2 rRNA genes (1 of these 2 cut by a window edge) are annotated in these 3,134 nt (G+C 51.5%); both read left to right on the forward strand.

The features are described from left to right. Positions 1-2,839: ribosomal RNA gene (locus tag WKW77_RS34825) — 23S ribosomal RNA — on the forward strand (it extends 32 nt beyond the left edge of the window). A 130-nt stretch (positions 2,840-2,969) separates the two neighbouring features. Next, positions 2,970-3,082 (forward strand): 5S ribosomal RNA (rrf, locus tag WKW77_RS34830). The last annotated feature ends 52 nt before the right edge of the window (positions 3,083-3,134 follow it).

Below are 3,134 nucleotides of genomic sequence, written 5' to 3' on the forward strand. Positions count from 1 at the left end.
TTGGCGATGATAGGCGACGAAGGACGTGATAGCCTGCGATAAGCTTCGGGGAGCTGGCAAATTAGCTTTGATCCGGAGATTTCCGAATGGGGAAACCCACCGAAAGGTATCGCACACTGAATACATAGGTGTGCGAGGCGAACCGGGTGAACTGAAACATCTCAGTAGCTCGAGGAAAAGACATCAACCGAGATTCCGAAAGTAGTGGCGAGCGAAATCGGAAGAGCCTGTCAGTGATAGCACAAGACTTAACGGAACGGCTTGGAAAGGCCGGCCATAGTGGGTGATAGCCCCGTACGTGAAAAGACCTGTGTGGTACTGAGCTGACGAAAAGTAGGGCGGGACACGAGAAATCCTGTCTGAAGATGGGGGGACCATCCTCCAAGGCTAAATACTCATCATCGACCGATAGTGAACTAGTACCGTGAGGGAAAGGCGAAAAGAACCCCGGGAGGGGAGTGAAATAGATCCTGAAACCGCATGCTTACAAAAAGTCGGAGCCCGCAAGGGTGACGGCGTACCTTTTGTATAATGGGTCAGCGACTTACATTCAGTGGCAAGGTTAACCGAATAGGGAAGCCGTAGAGAAATCGAGTCCGAATAGGGCGTCCAGTCGCTGGGTGTAGACCCGAAACCAAGTGATCTATCCATGGCCAGGATGAAGGTGCCGTAACAGGTACTGGAGGTCCGAACCGACTAGTGTTGCAAAACTAGCGGATGAGCTGTGGATAGGGGTGAAAGGCTAAACAAACTTGGAAATAGCTGGTTCTCTCCGAAAACTATTTAGGTAGTGCCTCAAGTATTACCTTCGGGGGTAGAGCACTGTTTTGGCTAGGGGGTCATGGCGACTTACCAAACCAAGGCAAACTCCGAATACCGAAGAGTACAGCTTGGGAGACAGAGCACCGGGTGCTAACGTCCGGACTCAAGAGGGAAACAACCCAGACCGCCAGCTAAGGTCCCTAAAATTGGCTAAGTGGGAAACGAAGTGGGAAGGCTAAAACAGTCAGGATGTTGGCTTAGAAGCAGCCATCATTTAAAGAAAGCGTAATAGCTCACTGATCGAGTCGTCCTGCGCGGAAGATGTAACGGGGCTAAGCCAGTTACCGAAGCTGCGGATTTGCAATTTATTGCAAGTGGTAGGAGAGCGTTCTGTAAGCCTGTGAAGGTGCGTTGTAAAGCGTGCTGGAGGTATCAGAAGTGCGAATGCTGACATGAGTAGCGTTAAAGGGGGTGAAAAGCCCCCTCGCCGTAAGCGCAAGGTTTTCTACGCAACGTTCATCGGCGTAGAGTGAGTCGGCCCCTAAGGCGAGGCAGAGATGCGTAGCTGATGGGAAACAGGTCAATATTCCTGTACCGATCAATAGTGCGATGTGGGGACGGATCTTAATAGGTCATCCGGGTGTTGGATATCCCGGTTTAGCTGGATGTAGGCGATGGGTAGGCAAATCCGCCCGTCATATACCGAGGCCAGCGATCGAGCAAGCTTGCTTGTGAAGTGACTGAACGAGGTTCCAGGAAAAGCCACTAAGCTTCAGCTATTGACGACCGTACCGCAAACCGACACTGGTGCGCGAGATGAGTATTCTAAGGCGCTTGAGAGAACTCAGGAGAAGGAACTCGGCAAATTGACACCGTAACTTCGGGAGAAGGTGTGCCCTATTAGTGTGAAGTGAACAACGGAGCATGAAAGGGTTGCAAGAAATCGGTGGCTGCGACTGTTTATTAAAAACACAGCACTCTGCAAACACGAAAGTGGACGTATAGGGTGTGACGCCTGCCCGGTGCTGGAAGATTAAATGATGGGGTGCAAGCTCTTGATTGAAGTCCCAGTAAACGGCGGCCGTAACTATAACGGTCCTAAGGTAGCGAAATTCCTTGTCGGGTAAGTTCCGACCTGCACGAATGGCGTAACGATGGCCACACTGTCTCCTCCTGAGACTCAGCGAAGTTGAAATGTTTGTGATGATGCAATCTCCCCGCGGAAAGACGGAAAGACCCCATGAACCTTTACTGTAGCTTTGTATTGGACTTTGAACAGATCTGTGTAGGATAGGTGGGAGGCTTTGAAGCGAGGTCGCTAGATCTCGTGGAGCCAACGTTGAAATACCACCCTGGTGTGTTTGAGGTTCTAACCTAGGTCCATTATCTGGATCGGGGACAGTGCATGGTAGGCAGTTTGACTGGGGCGGTCTCCTCCCAAAGCGTAACGGAGGAGTTCGAAGGTACGCTAGTTACGGTCGGACATCGTGACGATAGTGCAATGGCATAAGCGTGCTTAACTGCGAGACTGACAAGTCGAGCAGATGCGAAAGCAGGACATAGTGATCCGGTGGTTCTGTATGGAAGGGCCATCGCTCAACGGATAAAAGGTACTCTGGGGATAACAGGCTGATACCGCCCAAGAGTTCATATCGACGGCGGTGTTTGGCACCTCGATGTCGGCTCATCTCATCCTGGGGCTGTAGCCGGTCCCAAGGGTATGGCTGTTCGCCATTTAAAGAGGTACGTGAGCTGGGTTTAAAACGTCGTGAGACAGTTTGGTCCCTATCTTCCGTGGGCGCTGCAGATTTGAGGAAGCCTGCTCCTAGTACGAGAGGACCGGAGTGGACACACCTCTGGTGTATCGGTTGTCACGCCAGTGGCATTGCCGAGTAGCTAAGTGTGGAAGAGATAACCGCTGAAAGCATCTAAGCGGGAAACTCGTTTCAAGATGAGATCTGCCGGGGCCTCGAGCCCCCTGAAGAGTCGTTCAAGACCAGGACGTTGATAGGTCGGGTGTGGAAGCGCAGTAATGCGTTAAGCTAACCGATACTAATTGCTCGTGCGGCTTGACCCTATAACTTTGATCTGTCAGATCAAGGTGTTATGCCAAGTTGACGCAGTCAGAACAGTTCAAAACACACACTGATTCCAAACTCTATGAATTCGTTGTGCTGACCTCAAAACCAGCACGACAACCCTTTATGCCTGATGACCATAGCGAGGTGGTCCCACTCCTTCCCATCCCGAACAGGACAGTGAAACGCCTCAGCGCCGATGATAGTGCGGGTTCCCGTGTGAAAGTAGGTCATCGTCAGGCTCTTACAGCCCCAAAAAGCCCAGCCCTCATCAGGCTGGGCTTTTTGCTTTTG

Source organism: Variovorax ureilyticus, from assembly GCF_037889935.1.
Taxonomy (GTDB): domain Bacteria; phylum Pseudomonadota; class Gammaproteobacteria; order Burkholderiales; family Burkholderiaceae_C; genus Variovorax; species Variovorax ureilyticus.